Below are 19,358 nucleotides of genomic sequence, written 5' to 3'. Positions count from 1 at the left end.
CAGTGAGAATTTTCCTGCCGATCGGCAAAAATTTACATTCATTTGATTGGAAAAGGTTTTTCTCACGCAGGCTGCGCTGATAGGCTGTTGCGCTTCGGTATAGGTATTTCGCGTTACGATGGCGCGTTCAGCCATCGCATATCAGGCGAACAGATCAACGCAAAAAGGGAAAGCACATGAAGAAAAGTTTAGTGGCATGCGCAGCAGGTCTGCTGCTGGTCAGCGGAACGGCAAGCGCCATCGGTGTTTCTGCACAAGCCGGGCGCCATTACACCAATCTGGGCGTCGGCCTGGGCAGCAACAGCGCCGGGTTTGGCCTGAACGGCAACTGGGCGCGCAGCGACCATGACGGCAACGTCGGCAGCCTGGGGCTGACCTTCAGCCTGCCTGCCGGCCCGCTGAGTGCGACCGTCGGCGGCAAGGCGCTGTATCTGAGCCCGAAAGAGGGCAAAGACGGCGGGGCGCTGGCGCTGGGCGGCGGCCTGGAGTGGACGATTAACCGTTACTTCAGCCTGTACGGCGAAGGCTACTTCGCGCCGGAGGCCTTTACCAGCGGCGTGAAGTCGTACAGCGAAGCCAACGGCGGCCTGCGCTGGAATGTCCTGCGTCCGCTGAGCGTGGATGTCGGCTATCGCTATATGAAGATGAAAGGTAAAGACGGGCACCGTGATAACACGCTGGCCGACGGGCCATATATTGGCGTCGGTTTGAGTTTCTGACCTGACTCAATCATAACGGGGGCCTCGGCCCCCGTTGTTATTTTCGCTTAGCCCACCGCCGGCAACAGGCCGCCGGCAATGCTTAACTGAATGGCGATCACCGCGATACCGCAGATGAATACCAGCGCCAGCGCGGGCGTTCCCCCCCACACGCGGTATGAAGTCTGATGCTGACGGCGGGTTTTCCAGACCAGCAGCGAAGGCAGCAGCAGCGCCAGCACCGCCAGCGCAATGGCGGCAAAGCCCAACGCCAGCACGAAGCCACGCGGGTAGAACAGCGCGAAGACCAGCGGCGGCAGGAAAGTGATCAGACCGGTCTGCAAACGCCCCCCGATGTTATCTTTGCGTTTGCATAAATCGGCCAGGAAATCGAACAGACCGAGCGACACGCCGAGGAAGGAGGTTGCCAGCGCCAGGTCAGCGAACAGGTGCACCGTCAGTTCAACGTGCGGAGACGCCACCACGTCGCGCATCGCCTGAAGCAGCCCGTTTAAGCCCGCCTGCTGCGCCAGAATGCCGATAAAGGTGTCTGAGCTGATGGTGCCGAGCGTCGCCAGCTGCCAGAAGATGTAGGCCACCAACGGAATCGCGCTGCCGATGATAAAAATCCAGCGCAGCCTGCGGATATTGCCGCCCATATAGTTGACGATGCTCGGCACGCTGCCGTGGAAGCCAAAAGAGGTGAAAATCACCGGAATGGCCGACAGCGCCAGCCCTTGCTCCAGCGGCAGCGTCATCAGATTGGTTTGGTGAATATTCGGCAGCATCAGGCCGAGCATCACGATCAGGAACACCACCTTGGCGCTGAACAGCAGGCGATTGAACATATCGACCGAATGCGTGCCGATACACACCACGCCGCCGGCAATCAGGGTAAACAGCAGCACGCCCAGCGCATTGGGCATGTGGCTGTCAGTCCACTGGCTGATGCTGGCGGCCAGCAGTTCGCCGGCGCCGCTGATATAGGCGGCGGTCAGAGCGTACATCAAAAACATCATGCTGAAACTGGTGAGCCACTGCCCGCCGCCGCCCAGATAGCGTTTTGCCAGGGTGCCGAGGCCGGTATCGGCCTGCTCATGCTGATAGACCTCTACCAGCAGCAGGGCGGTGTAACACATCAACAACCACAGCCCAATCAGTAAACTCAAGGTTACGCCGAACCCGACGCCGGCTGCCGCCAGCGGCATGGCCAGCATTCCGGCGCCGATAGAGGTGCCGGCTACGATAAAAACACTGCCAAGAGTGCGATTCTTCACGTTTTTCTCTGCGGTTGATGAGTTTGGAAAAATTATAGGTAACGATTTGCGTGAGCGGCAGGATAGTTGAAGGTGCAAATTATGTCAAACATGCGTTACATGGTGTGTAAAGTTATGTTTACATCCTCGTGGGCGGTGCAGTTATTCAGAAAAATGCTTAGTGTGATAAGAAACGATTTATAGATAGTGAAAAGTTATTTACAGACTTCTATAGTGGAATGACCAGAAAATGTGGGAGAGATCAATGTTAAGGGTTGAGATGCTCAGCACCGGCGACGAAGTGTTGCATGGGCAAATTATTGATACCAATGCGGCCTGGCTGGCTGATTATCTGTTCCAGCAGGGAATCCCGATGAGCGGGCGTGAAACGGTGGGGGACAGCCTCGCTTCCCTGATTGAAACGCTGCAGGAACGCAGTCAAATCGCTGACATCTTGATCGTCAACGGCGGTCTGGGGCCGACCAGCGACGATCTCAGCGCGCTGGCGGCGGCGACGGCCTCCGGCGTTGAGCTGGTGGAGCAGGCGGCATGGATCGCCCGCATGGAGGCGTATTTCGCCGAGCGCGGCCGGCCGATGGCCGATTCGAACCGTAAGCAGGCGCAGATTCCGGCTAACGCCGAACTTATCGATAACCGCGTCGGCACCGCCTGTGGGTTTATGCTACGGCTGAATAAGTGCCTGATGTTCTTTACGCCCGGCGTACCGTCTGAATTTAAAACCATGGTCACGGAACAGATTGTGCCGCGTCTGCGTCAGCACTTTACGCTGTCCGCGCCGCCGCTGTGCCTGCGGTTGACTACCTTCGGCTGCTCGGAAAGCGATCTGGCCGCCGAGCTGGACGGTATGCCGTTGCCGGAGGGCGTGGTGCTGGGTTACCGCTCTTCCAGCCCGATTATCGAGCTGAAGCTGACCGGCCCGGAAACACAACGCGCGGCGATGGAAGCTGCCTGGCAGCGAGTGCGTCAGGTCGCCGGCGACAATACAATTTTTGAGGGCACGGCGGGGCTGCCGGCAACGCTGGCGCAGCAACTGCGTCAGCAGGGGCTGAAGCTGGCGCTCAGCGAACAGTTCAGCGCCGGCCTTATCAACCTGCAGTTGCAAAGCGCAGATGCGCCGCTGGCCGGGGGCGAACTGTTGCCTTCGCACTGTCTGGAAACGCTGGAAACGGTCATCGCGCGCGCACAATCGCTGGCGCAACTGGCGGGCGCACAGCTGGCGCTGGCGGTCAGCGCGATGCAGGATGAGCAGGTCAGTATTGCGCTGCATACGCCGCGCGGCAGCGTCGGGCAGACGGTGCGCTATCGCGCCTCACGTCATGGTCTGCGTCTGCGGCAGGAGTCGGTGGCGATGCTGGCGCTGGATATGCTGCGTCGCTGGCTGGCCGGTGGACAGGTATGCGGTAAAAACGGCTGGTTGGAGATGGTGGAGATTATCGAGTAAGGAATCGTTGATGTTAATGATATATCCCTTATTAATCATAATATTATAGGGGATATTCGTCGCGGGACAATGCTGTTATTCTGCTTGCGGGTGCTTGAGTCTGTTCGTCTTGAGCATGGTGTGGCAGGGCGGATAAATGAAAGCCCCAGACTGACTCTAAATCAGAATGGGGCTGCTCATACCGCCTAGACACCGGTATGGTAGCCCCTTCACCGCAAGGAGGCAAGCAGTGCATAAAAAATATGCGCTACACCTGTTAGTCGTTGTATGTATTACGGTTTTAATATTCTTTGGGATGATAAAAGGTTCGCTCTGCGAGCTGAAGATTGACCAGGGGAATATTACTATCCACATGACGCTGGCATGTGATGTGAAGCGGTAATCATAGCGCGGGGTAACCTCAGATGGCGCAAGGCGGACAAGGCTGTCGCAGCGTTTTGCCAGGGTTGAGGCGGAGCTTCAACCGGGTTACCCCGTCTATTTCTGGTATCCAGGCGTTGGCTCAGGCACCCTTTTACAATTCCAGCTCGATATCCGCCTGCGGCATACAGCAGCAGGGCAGGATCTCGCCGTCATTGATAAACGCCAGCGGCTGCTGGCGATAGATCACCTGGCCTTTCACCAGCTTGAGCCGACAAGCGCCGCAATAGCCGGAACGGCACTGATATTCCACCTGCACGTCGTGCAACTCCAGCACGTCGAGCAGGCTGTTTTCATGCGCCGGACAGTTTAGCTGCGTGCCGGAAGCCCGCAGCGTGACGGTTGGCGTTGCCATCTTAGAGCTCGAAGTCGCTCAGATCGTCGGCGTTGACTTCAGAGTCGATCTGGCCGACCAGGTAAGAACTGACTTCCACTTCCTGCGGCGCCACCTGGACGTTGTCGGACACCAGCCAGGCGTTGATCCACGGGATAGGGTTGGAGCGCGTTTCGAACGGCGCGCCCAGCCCGACGGCCTGCATGCGGATGTTGGTGATGTATTCCACGTACTGGCACAGGATGTCTTTGTTCAGGCCGATCATCGAGCCGCCGCTGAACAGGTATTCGGCCCACTCTTTTTCTTGCTGTGCGGCCAGAACGAACAGGTCATAGCACTGCTGCTGACATTCGACGGCGATCTCGGCCATTTCCGGGTCGTCGGCGCCGGAGCGCATCAGGTTCAGCATATGCTGGGTGCCGGTCAGGTGCAGCGCTTCGTCACGGGCGATCAGCTTGATGATTTTGGCGTTGCCTTCCATCAGCTCGCGCTCGGCAAAGGCGAATGAACAGGCGAAGCTGACGTAGAAGCGGATCGCTTCCAGCGCGTTGACGCTCATCAGGCACAGATACAGCTGTTTTTTCAGCGCGCGCAGATTGACGGTAATGGTTTTACCGTTCACCTGATGCTCGCCTTCCCCCAGCAGATGGTAATAGCCGGTCATCGCAATCAGATCGTCGTAGTAGGACGAAATGTCTTTCGCACGTTTTTTGATCTCTTCGTTGGTGACGATGTCGTCAAACACCAGCGCCGGATCGTTGACGATATTGCGGATGATATGGGTGTAGGAGCGGGAGTGAATGGTTTCGGAGAAGGACCAGGTTTCCACCCAGGTTTCCAGCTCAGGGATCGAAATCAGCGGCAGCAGGGCGACGTTCGGGCTGCGTCCCTGAATGGAGTCCAGCAGCGTCTGATACTTCAGGTTGCTGATGAAGATATGTTTCTCGTGTTCCGGCAGAGCCTGATAGTCGATGCGGTCGCGGGAAACGTCCACTTCTTCCGGGCGCCAGAAGAAGGACAGCTGTTTTTCGATCAGCTTTTCAAAAATTTCATATTTTTGCTGGTCGAAACGCGCGACGTTGACCGATTGGCCAAAGAACATCGGTTCGAGCAGTTGATCGTTTTTATTCTGAGAAAAAGTGGTGTAAGCCATGAGCCTGAATCCTTTGATACCACACAGGTAGGGGCCGGATTATACCGGCCCCTACGTGCGAACTTTGTAGGGGCCGAACGCCCGGCCCTCAGCGTTAATTAAATCTTGCAGGCGCCGCTTTCGCAGTCGTCATCGCCGCCTTTGGCCGGCAGAATATCTTCCTGAACGTCTTCGGCGCCGTCACGGGTGTTTTGATAATACAGCGTCTTCACACCGAACTTGTAAGTGGTGAGCAGGTCTTTGAGCAACTGCTTCATCGGCACCTTGCCGCCGGTAAAGCGGGTCGGGTCATAGTTGGTATTGGCCGAAATCGACTGGTCGATAAACTTCTGCATCAGGCCGACCAGCTGCAGATAGCCGTCGTTGCTCGGCATGTCCCACAGCAGCTCGTAGGCTTCTTTCAGACGTTCGTATTCCGGCACCACCTGGCGCAGAATGCCGTCTTTCGACGCTTTGATGCTGATGTGGCCGCGCGGCGGCTCAATGCCGTTGGTGGCGTTGGAAATCTGCGAGGAGGTTTCCGACGGCATCAGCGCGGACAGCGTGGAGTTACGCAGGCCGGTTTCCTGAATCTCTTTACGCAGCGTTTCCCAGTCGTAGTGCAGCGGCTCCTGGCAGATGACATCCAGATCTTTCTTGTAGGTGTCGATCGGCAGAATGCCTTGCGCATAGGTGGTTTCGTTGAACCACGGGCAGGCGCCTTGCTCCTGCGCCAGACGGTTGGAGGCTTTCAGCAGGTAGTACTGAATGGCTTCAAAGGTCTTGTGCGTCAGGTTGTTGGCGCTGCCGTCGGAGTAACGCACGCCGTGTTTCGCCAGGTAGTAGGCGTAGTTGATAACGCCGATGCCCAGAGTACGACGGCCCATGGCGCCGCGGTGGGCTGCGGTGATCGGGTAATCCTGGTAGTCCAGCAGCGCATCCAGCGCACGTACCGCCAGGGTCGCCAGCTCTTCCAGTTCATCCAGGTGCTCAATGGCGCCCAGGTTGAAGGCCGACAGCGTACACAGCGCAATTTCGCCGTTTTCGTCGTTGACGTCTTCCAGCGGTTTGGTCGGCAGGGCGATTTCCAGGCACAGGTTGGACTGGCGCACCGGCGCGATCTGCGGATTAAACGGGCTGTGGGTGTTGCAGTGGTCAACGTTCTGGATGTAGATACGGCCGGTAGAGGCGCGCTCCTGCATCATCAGCGAGAACAGCTCAACCGCTTTCACACGTTTCTGGCGGATGCTGCTGTCCTGCTCGTATTGGGTGTACAGGCGCTCGAATTCATCCTGATCGGCGAAGAACGCATCGTACAGGCCCGGCACGTCGGACGGGCTGAACAGGGTGATGTCGCCGCCCTTGATCAGACGTTGGTACATCAGGCGGTTCAGCTGCACGCCGTAGTCCATGTGACGTACGCGGTTGCCTTCAACGCCGCGGTTGTTCTTCAGCACCAGCAGGCTTTCAACTTCCAGATGCCACATTGGGTAGAACAGCGTCGCCGCGCCGCCGCGTACGCCGCCCTGAGAGCAGGATTTCACCGCAGTCTGGAAGTGTTTGTAGAACGGGATACAGCCGGTGTGGAACGCTTCGCCGCCGCGGATCGGGCTGCCCAGCGCGCGGATGCGGCCGGCGTTGATGCCGATACCGGCGCGTTGGGAAACGTATTTCACAATGGCGCTGGAGGTGGCGTTGATGGAATCCAGGCTGTCGCCGCACTCGATCAGCACGCAAGAGCTGAACTGGCGGGTCGGGGTGCGCACGCCGGACATAATCGGCGTAGGCAGAGAAATCTTGAAGGTGGAAATCGCGTCGTAGAAACGTTTGACGTAGTCCAGACGGGTTTCACGCGGATAGTTGGAGAACAGGCACGCGGCCACCAAAATATACAAGAACTGCGCGCTCTCGTAGATTTCGCCGCTGACGCGGTTCTGCACCAGGTATTTCCCTTCCAGCTGTTTAACCGCTGCGTAAGAGAAGTTCATGTCGCGCCAGTGGTCGATAAAGTCATTCATCTGCTCGAACTCTTCGACGCTGTAGTCTTCCAGCAGATGCTTATCGTATTTACCCATCTCAACCATGCGCACCACGTGCTCGTGCAGCTTCGGCGGCTCAAACTGGCCGTAAGCTTTTTTACGCAGGTGGAAGATCGCCAGACGCGCGGCCAGGTACTGGTAATCCGGCGCGTCGCGCGAGATCAGATCGGCCGCCGCCTTGATGATGGTTTCATGGATATCGGCGGTTTTGATGCCGTCATAAAACTGGATATGTGAACGCAACTCTACTTGAGATACCGAGACGTTGTGTAAACCTTCCGCGGCCCAGTCGATGACCCGGTGGATTTTGTCGAGGTTGATGCGCTCTTTACGCCCATCGCGTTTAGTTACAAGTAGACTTTGGTTCATTTTTACCTGTCCGTGTGATTCCCCTAAGCAGAAGTGTAGTCGCTCTGCTCAGTATGTAAACACTATATATAGGGGGTGTGTATTGATGTGGTAACAAGATAGTGAGAAAGCCGGGGGTTTGCAAGTGAACAAAATGGCCCGATTTTGTGGATAACTTGGGGGTGAAATGTGGGGGTGCGTTGCCAGTGCGCGCCGTGTCTGGCCCCGAAGGTTGTCAATAAGCGCGATAAGATTTTCCTCTGGTTTACAAAAATTTGATCGATTGCCGATTTCTTAAACGTTAGATAAAAACGGCATATTGATCGAACTTAATATGATTAAAAACAGTTTATATAGCGTTTTCAGTATCAAAGCGGAAAAAGCGCGACATTCTGTGTGTAATGCTTGACACGCCGGACGTTATCAGAGCACGTCCGGCGCGGGGTGAGGGCACTTAGCCAACGTGTTGGGTATGAACCATATAGTTCACGTCAACGTTGCGTCCCAGCTTGAAATGGTCGGTGATCGGGTTGTAATGCAGGCCGATCATGTGCTTTTCCCGCAGCGCGGTGCCGTCGACCCAGCGGATAAGCTCGGAAGGGCGGATAAACTTCTTATGGTCGTGCGTGCCCTGCGGCACCATCTTCAAAATATACTCGGCACCGACCACCGCCATCAGCCAGGCTTTGGTGTTGCGGTTGATGGTGGAGAAGAACACATGGCCGCCCGGCTTGACCAGTTGCGCACAGGCGCGCACCACCGAGGCCGGATCCGGCACGTGCTCGAGCATCTCCATGCAGGTGACGACGTCATACCGTTGCGGATTGGCTTCGGCATGGCTCTCGACCGTTTCCTGTACGTAGCTGACGTCAACGCCGCTTTCCAGGGCGTGCAGCCGCGCCACCTGCAGCGGTTCCGCCCCCATATCCAGTCCGGTGACCTGTGCGCCTTCGCGCGCCATGCTTTCGGCCAGAATGCCGCCGCCACAGCCGACGTCGAGCACTTGTTTGTCAAAGATGCCGTCGGCGTGCTGCATAATGTAGTTCAGGCGCAGCGGATTAATGCGGTGCAGCGGTTTGAATTCACCTTCCAGATCCCACCAGCGTGAGGCGACGGCTTCGAATTTGGCGATTTCCTGTTGGTCGACGTTGGCAGCGCGGCCGGATGATTCAGCATTCATGGGCGTGTTGGGCTCCTTGTTCTCTTTGCGGCGGATTATACATGTTCTGTCGTCCCCCTGTCGCCGTCGGCGCATTTTTGCCGACAAAGGCGGGTATATTTTTCCCGTAAAGCGCGCTTTGTGATATAGTTTTACACCTTTGGCACTATGCCAGGGCAGATGAATCATTCAGTATGAGGGATAGCAGCTCCATGAGCGACCTTGCCAGAGAAATCACACCGGTAAACATCGAAGAAGAGCTGAAAAGCTCGTATCTGGATTATGCAATGTCCGTTATTGTCGGACGTGCGCTGCCGGATGTTCGCGATGGATTGAAACCGGTGCACCGCCGCGTTCTGTACGCGATGAATGTACTGGGTAACGACTGGAATAAACCCTATAAAAAATCCGCCCGTGTCGTCGGTGACGTGATCGGTAAATACCACCCGCACGGTGACAGCGCGGTCTACGACACAATAGTGCGTATGGCTCAGCCGTTCTCACTGCGCTATATGCTGGTGGACGGTCAGGGCAACTTCGGTTCTGTCGACGGCGACTCCGCCGCGGCGATGCGTTATACCGAAGTGCGCATGTCGAAAATTGCTCACGAACTGCTGGCGGATCTGGAAAAAGAAACCGTCGATTTCGTGCCGAACTATGACGGCAGCGAGCAGATGCCGGCGGTGATGCCGACCAAGATCCCCAACCTGCTGATCAACGGTTCCTCCGGTATCGCCGTAGGTATGGCGACCAATATTCCGCCGCACAACCTGTCTGAAGTGATCAACGGCTGTCTGGCCTATATTGATGATGAAAACATCAGCATCGAAGGGCTGATGGAACATATCCCGGGGCCGGACTTCCCGACCGCGGCGATTATCAACGGCCGTCGCGGCATTGAAGAAGCTTACCGCACCGGCCGCGGCAAGATGTATATCCGCGCCCGCGCCGAAGTGGAAGCGGACGCCAAAACCGGCCGCGAAACCATCATCGTTCATGAGATCCCGTATCAGGTGAACAAGGCGCGGCTGATCGAAAAGATCGCCGAGCTGGTGAAAGACAAGCGCGTGGAAGGCATCAGCGCGCTGCGCGACGAGTCTGATAAAGAAGGCATGCGCATCGTGATCGAAGTGCGCCGCGACGCGGTAGGGGAAGTGGTGCTGAACCACCTCTACGCGCAGACGCAAATGCAGGTGACCTTCGGCATCAACATGGTGGCGCTGCATCAGGGGCAGCCGAAGCTGCTGAACCTGAAAGACATCCTGGAAGCCTTTGTGCGCCACCGCCGTGAAGTGGTGACCCGTCGTACCATCTTCGAACTGCGCAAAGCGCGTGACCGCGCCCATATCCTGGAAGCGCTGGCCGTTGCGCTGGCTAACATCGACCCGATTATCGAGCTGATTCGTCAGGCGCCGACGCCGGCGGAAGCGAAGGCCGGGCTGGTGGCCAAACCGTGGGAACTGGGCAACGTGGCCTCGATGCTGGAGCGTGCCGGCGACGACGCCGCGCGTCCTGAGTGGCTGGAGCCGGAATTCGGCATTCGCGACGGTAAATACTACCTGACCGAACAGCAGGCACAGGCGATTTTGGATCTGCGTCTGCAAAAGCTGACCGGTCTGGAACACGAAAAACTGCTGGACGAATATAAAGAGCTGCTCAACACGATCGCCGAGCTGATCTTTATTCTGGAAAGCCCGGAACGTCTGATGGAAGTGATCCGCGAAGAGCTGGTGGCAATCCGCGATCAGTTCGGCGACGAGCGCCGCACGGAAATCACCGCCAACTCTTCCGATATCAACATCGAAGATCTGATCAACCAGGAAGACGTTGTGGTCACCCTGTCGCATCAGGGATACGTCAAGTACCAGCCGTTGAGCGACTATGAAGCCCAGCGTCGCGGCGGCAAAGGCAAGTCCGCCGCGCGGATCAAAGAAGAAGACTTTATCGACCGTCTGCTGGTGGCCAACACCCATGACACCATTCTGTGCTTCTCTAGCCGTGGCCGTCTGTACTGGATGAAGGTCTATCAGTTGCCGGAAGCGAGCCGCGGCGCGCGCGGGCGTCCAATCGTCAACCTGTTGCCGCTGGAAGCCAACGAGCGTATCACCGCGATTCTGCCGGTGCGCGAGTATGAAGAAGGGCGTCACGTGTTTATGGCGACCGCCAGCGGCACGGTGAAGAAAACGGCGTTGACCGAGTTCAGCCGTCCGCGCAGCGCCGGCATCATTGCGGTTAACCTCAATGAGGGCGATGAACTGATCGGCGTCGACCTGACTGACGGCAGCAACGAAGTGATGCTGTTCTCCGCCAACGGTAAAGTGGTGCGCTTCCCGGAATCTCAGGTGCGCTCCATGGGCCGTACCGCCACCGGCGTTCGCGGCATCAACCTGGGCGAAGGCGACAGCGTGGTTTCCCTGATTGTGCCGCGCGGCGAAGGCGATATCCTGACCGTTACGCAAAATGGTTACGGTAAACGCACCGCGGTCACCGAATATCCGACCAAGTCGCGCGCGACCCTGGGGGTTATCTCCATCAAGGTCAGCGAACGTAACGGCCAGGTTGTCGGTGCGGTGCAGGTGGAAACCACTGACCAGATCATGATGATCACCGATGCCGGCACGCTGGTGCGTACCCGCGTCTCGGAGGTCAGCGTGGTGGGCCGTAATACCCAGGGCGTGACGCTGATTCGTACTGCGGAAGACGAAAATGTCGTCGGCCTGCAGCGCGTGGCCGAACCGGTTGAAGATGAAGAGCTGGACAGTCTTGAACCGGGTGAAGTACCGGAAGAAGACGCCGCGCCGCTGGACGATGACGGCGACGCTGCCGCTGACGATACGGACGGCGAAGAAGCCTGATCCGTAGGGGATTTCCCCGTCGGTGAGAGTGATGAAAACAGGGCTTAGCAGCGATGCTAGGCCCTTTTTCAGATATATGGTTTAATTGCGACAGTTTTCCAGGCGCTGACCCGCGCTTAACGCGTGCGTTATCCCTCCACTTTTGTATGGTATCCGATTGAAATACTTGGCCTCTTTCCGTACCACGCTAAAAATTTCCCGCTACATGTTCCGGGTGCTGGCCGTTTTGCTGTGGTCGCTGGGCGCGCTGCTGAGCACGTTTTATATTCTGAATATCCTGCACGATAAAGAGTCGGAACTGCGGCAGGAATATAACCTGAACTTCGATCAGGCGCAGGGCTACATCCGCCACTCGGCGGATATCATTCGTGATATCAAATATATGGCGGAAAACCGGCTGAACGGTTCCGTCAGCAGCCTGGATATTCTGGGCGGGATTTTCCCGGGTAAAAGCGCGCCGCCGGAATTTTTCCCGCTGTATCCGGAGTCAAACTGTTCGCTGAACACCAACTATCGCACTTCCCTCGATTCACTCAGCAGCCTGATTCAGTATTGGAAAGAAAACTTCGTCGCGGCTTACGATCTGAACCGGGTCTTCTTTATCGGCGGCGACAGCCTGTGCATGGCGGAATTTGGCAAGGGCAATGACGTCGCAGACCGCGAAAACACCCTGAAGTCGCTGCATGAACGCATCCTGACCTACCGCAACGCCAAAAACCAGGATAAAGACAGCAACCTTTATTGGATAAGCCCCAGCCAGCAGCGTCCGGATGTGGGGTATCTGTATGTGTTGGCGCCAATTTATATCGGCAATAAGCTGGAAGCCTTGCTGGGCATTGAACAGACCATCCGGCTGGAAGATTTCGTCACGCCGGGCACGCTGCCGGTCGGCGTGACGCTGCTGGATGAAAACGATCAGCCGATACTGCGGCTGACTGACGGTGAACGCTACGCGTCAGCGCTGAACAGCTATCCCGAAGAGCATGCCTATTTCGGCTATGTGGACAGCTATCATGATTTAATCATGAAAAAGGCGCTGCCGCCTTCGTCGCTCAGCATCGTCTATTCGCTGCCGGTCAAGAGCGTGCTTGAACGCTTCAAAATGCTGATTCTCAACGCGGTGCTGCTGAATCTGCTGTCGGCCATCATACTGTTTACCCTGGCCTGGCTGTTTGAGCGCAAAATGTTCCTGCCGGCGGAGGAGAATGCCTTCCGGCTGGAGGAACATGAGCAGTTTAACCGCAAGATTGTCGCGTCAGCGCCGGTGGGCATCTGTATTCTGCGCATCAGCGACGGCACCAATATCCTCAGTAACGAGCTGGCGCACAACTATATCAATATGTTGACGCATGAGGATCGTGACCGCATCACGCGCATTATCTGCGAGCAGCAGGTGAATTTTGTCGATGTGATGACCAGCGACAACAACAATCTGCAGATCAGCTTCGTCCATTCCCGCTATCGCAACGAAGATGTGGCGATTTGCGTGCTGGTGGACGTCAGCGCGCGCGTGAAGATGGAAGAGTCGCTGCAGGAGATGGCGGCGGCGGCGGAACAGGCCAGCCAGTCGAAATCCATGTTTTTGGCGACGGTCAGTCATGAGCTGCGCACCCCGCTGTACGGCATTATCGGCAACCTTGACCTGCTGCAGACCAAGGCGCTGCCGGAGGGGGTCGACCGGCTGGTCAACGCGATGAATAACTCATCCAGCCTGCTGCTGAAAATCATCAGTGATATTCTGGATTTCTCGAAAATCGAGTCCGAACAGCTGAAGATTGAGCCGCGCGAGTTTTCTTGCCTGGAGGTGATTACCCACATTGCCGGCAACTATCTGCCGCTGGTGGTGAAAAAGCGCCTGGGGCTGTACTGCTTTATTGAACAGAGCGTGCCGGAGCGCATTTCGGGCGATCCGGTGCGTCTGCAGCAGGTGCTGTCGAACCTGTTGAATAACGCCATCAAGTTTACCGATACCGGCTGTATTATTTTGCAGGTCTGCGCGCAGGATAATTACCTGATCTTCAGCGCGCGCGATACCGGTGTGGGGATCCCGGAGAAAGAGGTGAGCCGGCTGTTTGATCCGTTCTTCCAGGTGGGCACCGGCGTGCAGCGCCATTTCCAGGGCACCGGCCTGGGGTTGGCGATCTGTGAGAAACTGATCAACATGATGGACGGCGATATCGCCGTGGAGTCCGAACCGGGGCTGGGCAGCATGTTCTCTGTTCGTCTGCCGCTGTTTAACGCGCAATACCCGGCGCCGCAGCCGAGCGACGCCTGGCAGGGCAAAACGCTATGGCTGGACGTACGCAACCAGCGGCTGGAGCAGTATCTGATGGCGTTGCTGGATGCGCGCGGCGCGGCGGTATTGCGCTACGAAGGTCAGGCCACTGCCGCCGGCGACGTACTGCTCAGCGATTACGATCTGCAGGTGAATACGCCGCTGCTGGCGCATATCTATTTCTCGACCGAACATATCGGCCCGTCGCAGGAGCTGCATCCGGGCTACTGGCGGCACAGTACTTCCACGCCGCGTGAGACCATTGGCCTGCTCAACCGGCTGTTTGGTCTTGAGGACGGTCATGCCAAGGCGCTGATGCCGCTGCCGTCGCCAAGTAAAAATTGCGGCATCGACAACGGAGATATCCGCCTGCTGGTGGTTGATGACCATCCGATCAATCGCCGCCTGCTCTCCGACCAGCTGACATCGCTGGGATATCGGGTAGTGACCGCCAATGACGGCGTCGACGCGCTGGGGGTATTGAACCATGAGAGCGTGGATATCGTGCTGACCGACGTGAACATGCCGAATATGGACGGCTATCGCCTGACTCAGCGGCTGCGTGAGCTGAATTTCACCTCGCCGGTGATTGGCGTAACGGCTAACGCGCTGGCGGAAGAAAAACAGCGCTGTATTGAGGCCGGCATGGATAACTGCCTGTCCAAACCGGTAACGCTGGATACGCTGGCAGAGACGCTGGCGGTCTATTCCGCCATCGTGCGCAAGCAGAATCAGGATACGGCGCGCGAAGATGCGGAGTAGGGCAGGTTTGCGGGGATAAAAAAACGGGGCCTTCAGGCCCCGTTTCAGGATGGATTAGTCTTTATCCAACTGTGTCATACTGACGGAAGAGAGGTAGTTGAGCAGGGCGATGTCGTTGTCGACGCCCAGCTTCATCATTGCCGATTTTTTCTGGCTGCTGATGGTTTTGATGCTGCGGTTCAGTTTCTTGGCGATTTCGGTCACCAGGAAGCCTTCGGCGAACAGGCGCAACACTTCGCTCTCTTTCGGCGACAGACGTTTGTCGCCGTAGCCGCTGGCGCTGATTTTCTCCAGCAGTTTCGACACGCTTTCCGGCGTAAACTTCTTGCCTTTCTGCAGCGCCGCCAGTGCTTTCGGCAGATCGGTCGGCGCGCCCTGTTTCAGTACGATGCCTTCGATGTCCAAATCCAGCACCGCGCTGAGAATGGCCGGGTTGTTGTTCATGGTCAGGACGATGATCGACAGTTGCGGATAATGGCGTTTGATGTATTTAATCAGCGTAATGCCATCGCCGTATTTGTCGCCGGGCATGGACAGGTCGGTGATCAGTACATTGGCGTCCAGTTTGGACAGACTGTTGATCAGCGCTGTTGAGTCTTCAAATTCCCCAACGACATTCACCCATTCAATTTGCTCGAGTGACTTCCGGATGCCAAACAGTACGATAGGATGGTCATCAGCAATAATTACGTTCAGGTTATTCATGTAGTTGGTTACCTTGCTGCAGCAGTCTACTGACGAAAAAATCAATCTGACTGATGTTGTTCTCGATCTTAAGCGCATCACCGTCAGCGATGTGCTGTTCTAGCGATTCACACAGTTGCTTGCCGGGAAGCAAGTTTAACATGGCAAACACCCCCTTCAGGCGGTGAGCAGTTTGAGACAGCGCCTCGAAATCACCGCTGCCCGCCTCAGTATACAGTTTTTTGATGTCATCGGGTACTGTGTCGATAAACAAGCCATAGTAATCACTTGATTTCAGCTGTTTTTCATACAGTTGGATATCATCTGCGCCGATTTCAGGCGGGTTTTCCGGCTGATCCAGCGCCGCCATCTGCTGTTCAATCAGCAGCAGAATGGCATCGATCATCGCGCTGCCGAGGTTGTAGTTGACGCGAATATAGCGTTTGTTCAGCTGCTGCCAGCCGTTCTCGTCGCTGCTGAGCAACAGGGTATAGTCATCGGCCCGCTGCGGATTATCGGTCAGCAGCACGTCGTAGTCGCGCTTGATTTTCCGGTCGTCGGCGATGATGCAGTCAGCGCCGTAGGCATGCAGCAGACGGGTGACGATGCCGCGGATCTCGTCGGAGGTCACTTCCAGCAGGGCGGTGACGCCGTCCAGCAGTTTCTCCTGCTCTTCCTCGTCCTGGCGCTCCAGCGCCATCGGTACGCGAATGGTGTAACGCGTGCCGATATCCACCTTGCTGCGGATATCCAACTGGCCGTTAAGTTTTTTACACAGCTGGTTGCAGAGGAAAAACGTCAGGCCGGAACCGTGGTCGAAGCGGTCGACCAGCGTCTGGCTGAGGAACGGATAGTTCAGGTTGCTGATCTCTTCGTTGGAGATGCCTGCGCCGGTGTCGTTGATATGGAACACCAGCTGCTCCGGACGTTCCGGCTCGTGGTTAACGACGACGGAAATCTTGCCGTAGGCGGTGGTGATAATGGCGTAGCGGATCAGCAGCGACAGCGCCTTGCGCAGGGCGTTGGCATCGCCGATATACGTTTGGTTGACGTCGAGCTGATAGTGGTTGAACAGCGCCAGACCTTTACGGTTGAGCGCCGGCAGCACCTCTCTAAGCAGTTCATCCACCAGCGCGGCCGGGCTGAACGGCTGGCTGGCCGGCTGCCAGTCCTGCGTTTCCAGGCGGGTAAGCAGGGTGATATTGTCGATCAGCGCCAGTACCGACGCCGACTCATCAAACAGTTGGTTCACCAGCTGCTGTTGCTGCTGCGGGTCCGCTTGGGTGCGCAGCCGGTCGGCCATGTCGTGAATCTGCTGCATCGGCTGGTTCAGCTCAATGCCGAGGTTATGCAGCATCAGCTTGCGCGCCTGCACGTTTTTATCGTATTCGCGGCGTGCCTGCTGCAGGCGTTTGTTGACCATCACCTCTTTGTCCTGATCGTTCAGCAGGAACAGATAGGTTTCCGGCGTCAGCTGGCTGCGGAAGATGCGTATCTCATACACTTCGTTGTTGACCGTGGCCTGGATTACGCCGTGATGTTGCTGCGCCATATGGGCGATTTTCTGCAGGCTGAGATGCGGCAGCAGGTGCTCGGCAATCTTGTTGCTGGCGATCACCGTATTGCTGGCGAAGTCATACACCAGCAGTCCCGAAGGCAGGCTGGCGATAATCTCCTGATTCAGCGCCCGCTCGGCGTCCAGCTCGTCGGCCAGCGTTTCGCTCGGTTGGACATACTGGTGACGGATAAAATAGATGGCGATCAGCGACAGCATGAACAGCACCAGATTGGTCACCAGCAGCCACATGTTGTTGCGCAGCAGGTCGATGGCCAGGCTGAGCACCGATACGCGGTACACCATGTTCAGCGGCGCGTTGGGCAGGCTGGCGCTGAACTCGACCCAACTGCCTGACAGCGTCACCTGCGGGGTGTTGGGCATGCTGGTCGTAGTGTCGTCTTCGCTGCCCGCCGGATCGACACCGTCGTCGACCGGCTGTAGCTCGAAGTTGGCGCGAGCCATATTGAACGGAATAATGTCGTTGATCGGCAGATCGAAGGCGATCACCGTCGCCAGATGGCCCGGCTGGTTAAAGGTGGTGCGGATAGAGAACGAATAGGCGTTCTGGAAACGCTGTTTGCGCAGGGTGGAGAAACTCTCGCGTTCGTCCAGCATATTGGCCTGCTGCAGCATTTCGGTGCGGCGATCCTCGGCCGAGTTGGTCAGATAGCTATCCCGGAAGCGTGACGTCAGATCTTTCAGCGATTGGGTGGTCACCAGGCTCAGGCTGTTATCCTGCCCGTTCAGGTAGTACATCGCGTAGTTTTCGGTGTTTGCGCCCCAGCGGTTATCCAGATAGTCGGAGATATGGGCCATCATCGCCAGCGTGTTGGCGTCGTGATTGCCGAAAATCACCGCGTCGGTTTTTTTATACGGCTTATCGACGTAGTAGACGTCCGGGCGCAGACGCGTTTCCATCACCGACGGCGCGGCTTGCAGCATCGGCGTATTGCCGAAGCGTTCATAAACCTGTTCGGTGACGTAGCGGTAGGTATCCACGCGCTTTTGCAGGCTTTTGACGATGGTGTTCAGCGCCGATTTTTTATCGCTCAGATAGGCGTTGGTATAGTTGTAGCCATACAGGCCGAGGCTGACAAACAGCAGCACAATAAACACCAGAAAACAGCGGATGATATTGCCGGAACTGATGGTCAGTTGTTGATTTTGCATAGTTGACGCAGCGTCCTGAGTTAACGGGTAACGGCTTTGGCGCTGGCGGCTACCGCCAGCAGCAGCGCGGTGACGCAGCCGAAGGCCACGGTCAGGCTGGAGACCTGAGCGATAAATCCGATCAGCGCCGGCCCGGCCAGAATACCGGCATAGCCGAGGGTCGTTACCGACGCGATCGCCAGATTGGCCGGCATATCACGCTGGTTACCCGCTGCGCTGAATAAAATCGGCACCACGTTGGAAGCGCCCAGCCCCACCAGCATAAAGCCCAGCAGGGCAATAACGGCGTTGTCGCAGGCCACCGCCAGCGTCAGCCCCAATGCGGCGCACAGGCTGCCGAGCAGCAATATCTTATAGCGTCCCAGGGCGTTGACCACCCGGTCGCCGTTCAGCCTGCCGATGGTCATGGCGATGGAAAACAGCGCATAGCCCAGTCCAGCCTGGCTGTGCTCGACCCCGCGCAGCGTCGTCAGAAACAGGGCGCTCCAGTCCAGCATGGAGCCTTCCGCCAGAAACATAATAAAGCACAGCGTGCCGAGAAACATCACCCAGCCGCGCGGCAGCACAAACAGCGGGCCGTCGTCTTGCGCGTCGCTGTCGCGCAGCAGGTTCTTCTGAGCCAGAGCGAGCAGCAGCGCGATGGCCAGCACCGTGGTCAGCACGGCAGAGAGCGGGCTAAGCCCCAGCCACATTAACAGGCTGACGCCGCCGGCGCCGGCGATCCCGCCGATGCTGAAGAAGCCGTGAAAACCGGACATCATCGCCCGGCCGCTGGCGCGTTCGACAATCACCGCCTGGATGTTCATTGCGACGTCAATCATGCCGATGGCGGCGCCGAACAGCAGCAGCGCCAGTCCCATGCCCGGCGTCGAATCCATCAGCACCAGCAGCGGCAGATCGACGCACAATGCCAGCCCGGCCAGCAGGATAACGCGCCGGCAGCCGAGCTTGCCGGTCAGCAACCCGGTCAGCGGCATGGCCAGCAGCGACCCGGCGCCGATGCACAGCAGCAACAGTCCCAGCGAACCATCGTCCAGGTTCAGACGAAGTTTGGCGAAAGGCACCAGCGGCGCCCAGGCCGCCATGCCGAGGCCGGAGACAAAAAAGGCGATGCGGGTGGCTATCTGTTCGGGAACGCCGGGCTGTTGTTGTTCGGTGCACAAAGTGGATGTCATGTGGGCATCAAGGATCTGTTAGGAAATGGTG

The 19,358-nt window shown here is 57.3% G+C and carries 13 protein-coding genes; 5 read left to right on the top strand and 8 right to left on the bottom strand.

Features of this window, described 5'->3' with window-relative positions; genetic code table 11:
• Positions 1–176: 176 nt before the first annotated feature.
• The gene (locus CLM71_RS16295) at positions 177–719 is read left to right on the top strand and encodes a YfaZ family outer membrane protein (protein ID WP_105231913.1); all 543 of its coding nucleotides are present in this window, start codon (positions 177–179) and stop codon (positions 717–719) included.
• Positions 720–766: 47 nt separating this feature from the next.
• Here CLM71_RS16295 and tyrP read toward each other — a convergent pair whose 3' ends face one another.
• Positions 767–1,975, bottom strand: coding sequence for a tyrosine transporter TyrP (gene tyrP, locus CLM71_RS16290; protein ID WP_105231912.1), 1,209 nt, complete (start codon positions 1,973–1,975; stop codon positions 767–769).
• A gap of 244 nt (positions 1,976–2,219) precedes the next feature.
• Between tyrP and CLM71_RS16285 the strand changes: the two genes are divergently transcribed.
• A complete protein-coding gene (locus tag CLM71_RS16285; protein ID WP_105231911.1) occupies positions 2,220–3,416 on the top strand; it encodes a nicotinamide mononucleotide deamidase-related protein YfaY in 1,197 nt (398 codons plus the stop codon).
• A gap of 166 nt (positions 3,417–3,582) precedes the next feature.
• A complete protein-coding gene (locus CLM71_RS24470; protein ID WP_015673130.1) occupies positions 3,583–3,798 on the top strand; it encodes a Hok/Gef family protein in 216 nt (71 codons plus the stop codon).
• A gap of 132 nt (positions 3,799–3,930) precedes the next feature.
• Here the strand turns inward: CLM71_RS24470 and yfaE are convergent, their stop codons facing one another.
• The 4 genes from yfaE to ubiG form a co-directional block, all read right to left on the bottom strand.
• Positions 3,931–4,191, bottom strand: coding sequence for a class I ribonucleotide reductase maintenance protein YfaE (gene yfaE, locus CLM71_RS16275; protein WP_105231910.1), 261 nt, complete (start codon positions 4,189–4,191; stop codon positions 3,931–3,933).
• A gap of 1 nt (position 4,192) precedes the next feature.
• On the bottom strand, positions 4,193–5,323 hold the full coding sequence (nrdB, locus tag CLM71_RS16270) for a class Ia ribonucleoside-diphosphate reductase subunit beta (RefSeq protein ID WP_105231909.1): 1,131 nt from the start codon (positions 5,321–5,323) through the stop codon (positions 4,193–4,195).
• 98 nt (positions 5,324–5,421) lie between these two features.
• A complete protein-coding gene (gene nrdA, locus CLM71_RS16265) occupies positions 5,422–7,710 on the bottom strand; it encodes a class 1a ribonucleoside-diphosphate reductase subunit alpha (RefSeq protein ID WP_105231908.1) in 2,289 nt (762 codons plus the stop codon).
• A 433-nt stretch (positions 7,711–8,143) separates the two neighbouring features.
• Complete coding sequence (gene ubiG, locus CLM71_RS16260) at positions 8,144–8,869, bottom strand: bifunctional 2-polyprenyl-6-hydroxyphenol methylase/3-demethylubiquinol 3-O-methyltransferase UbiG (protein WP_105231907.1); 726 nt, start codon at positions 8,867–8,869, stop codon at positions 8,144–8,146.
• Positions 8,870–9,060: 191 nt separating this feature from the next.
• Here ubiG and gyrA point away from each other — a divergent pair, with 191 nt between their 5' ends.
• Positions 9,061–11,703, top strand: a complete 2,643-nt coding sequence (gyrA, locus tag CLM71_RS16255; protein WP_105231906.1) for a DNA topoisomerase (ATP-hydrolyzing) subunit A — start codon at positions 9,061–9,063, stop codon at positions 11,701–11,703.
• A 157-nt stretch (positions 11,704–11,860) separates the two neighbouring features.
• Entirely contained in the window at positions 11,861–14,740 is a 2,880-nt protein-coding gene (gene rcsC / locus CLM71_RS16250; RefSeq protein ID WP_105231905.1) for a two-component system sensor histidine kinase RcsC, read from the top strand.
• A 54-nt stretch (positions 14,741–14,794) separates the two neighbouring features.
• On the opposite strand, the gene rcsB is transcribed toward rcsC, so the two are convergent.
• The 3 genes from rcsB to CLM71_RS16235 are packed head-to-tail and all read right to left on the bottom strand — an operon-like array spanning position 14,795 to position 19,327.
• Positions 14,795–15,445, bottom strand: coding sequence for a response regulator transcription factor RcsB (rcsB, locus tag CLM71_RS16245; protein WP_105231904.1), 651 nt, complete (start codon positions 15,443–15,445; stop codon positions 14,795–14,797).
• Complete coding sequence (rcsD, locus tag CLM71_RS16240; protein WP_105231903.1) at positions 15,438–18,152, bottom strand: phosphotransferase RcsD; 2,715 nt, start codon at positions 18,150–18,152, stop codon at positions 15,438–15,440. The genes rcsB and rcsD overlap by 8 nt, the downstream gene beginning before the upstream one ends.
• A gap of 20 nt (positions 18,153–18,172) precedes the next feature.
• The gene (locus CLM71_RS16235; RefSeq protein ID WP_105231902.1) at positions 18,173–19,327 is read right to left on the bottom strand and encodes an MFS transporter; all 1,155 of its coding nucleotides are present in this window, start codon (positions 19,325–19,327) and stop codon (positions 18,173–18,175) included.
• Positions 19,328–19,358: the final 31 nt, after the last annotated feature.

The organism is Serratia sp. MYb239, assembly GCF_002966855.1.
Lineage (GTDB): Bacteria > Pseudomonadota > Gammaproteobacteria > Enterobacterales > Enterobacteriaceae > Serratia_B > Serratia_B rhizosphaerae.
Note: the sequence above shows the minus strand (reverse complement) of the source record. Positions and strands in the feature narration are given on the sequence as shown.

Bases quoted from the DNA above. Each gene is read 5' to 3' on its own strand.
- CLM71_RS16295 (WP_105231913.1), top strand. From the start codon at position 177: ATGAAGAAAAGTTTAGTGGCATGCGCAGCAGGTCTGCTGCTGGTCAGC.
- CLM71_RS16285 (WP_105231911.1), top strand. From the start codon at position 2,220: ATGTTAAGGGTTGAGATGCTCAGCACCGGCGACGAAGTGTTGCATGGG.
- CLM71_RS24470 (WP_015673130.1), top strand. From the start codon at position 3,583: ATGGGGCTGCTCATACCGCCTAGACACCGGTATGGTAGCCCCTTCACC.
- yfaE (WP_105231910.1), bottom strand. From the start codon at position 4,191: ATGGCAACGCCAACCGTCACGCTGCGGGCTTCCGGCACGCAGCTAAAC.
- nrdB (WP_105231909.1), bottom strand. From the start codon at position 5,323: ATGGCTTACACCACTTTTTCTCAGAATAAAAACGATCAACTGCTCGAA.
- nrdA (WP_105231908.1), bottom strand. From the start codon at position 7,710: ATGAACCAAAGTCTACTTGTAACTAAACGCGATGGGCGTAAAGAGCGC.
- ubiG (WP_105231907.1), bottom strand. From the start codon at position 8,869: ATGAATGCTGAATCATCCGGCCGCGCTGCCAACGTCGACCAACAGGAA.
- gyrA (WP_105231906.1), top strand. From the start codon at position 9,061: ATGAGCGACCTTGCCAGAGAAATCACACCGGTAAACATCGAAGAAGAG.
- rcsB (WP_105231904.1), bottom strand. From the start codon at position 15,445: ATGAATAACCTGAACGTAATTATTGCTGATGACCATCCTATCGTACTG.
- rcsD (WP_105231903.1), bottom strand. From the start codon at position 18,152: ATGCAAAATCAACAACTGACCATCAGTTCCGGCAATATCATCCGCTGT.
- CLM71_RS16235 (WP_105231902.1), bottom strand. From the start codon at position 19,327: ATGACATCCACTTTGTGCACCGAACAACAACAGCCCGGCGTTCCCGAA.